Annotated in this window: 1 pseudogene; it reads left to right on the top strand. The window is 34.8% G+C overall.

Features of this window, described 5'->3' with window-relative positions:
• Positions 1 to 130: 130 nt before the first annotated feature.
• Positions 131 to 299 (top strand): annotated as a pseudogene (locus PZE06_RS31720) (ATP-binding protein); the annotation flags it as partial.

The following is a 299-nucleotide window of genomic DNA, read 5'->3' on the forward strand; positions in this document are numbered from 1 at the left end:
GGATTTGGAGAGATGTTTGCTTCAATGGCAAACTGAGAGAAAAATTAGTCATTTTCAACTAGGTTTGGAGGGTTCAATAAAGGTTAAAAATGACCGTAAACTATTCGGCCGTGAATAAGAGTTAAAACAGCTCAAGACGATTTATAAAAATGTAAAACGACGGAATAAGGAAGTCGTTCATATTCGTGGAAGTTCCGGTACTGGAAAAACAGCGTTAGTAAACGAATTTATGAATATATGTGATAAACAAGATCCCATTTTCCAGCAGCAAAAATGGCATCTTGTTTATCACATATATT

This window comes from Robertmurraya sp. DFI.2.37 (genome assembly GCF_029211245.1).
Taxonomy (GTDB): domain Bacteria; phylum Bacillota; class Bacilli; order Bacillales; family Cytobacillaceae; genus Robertmurraya; species Robertmurraya methanolica_A.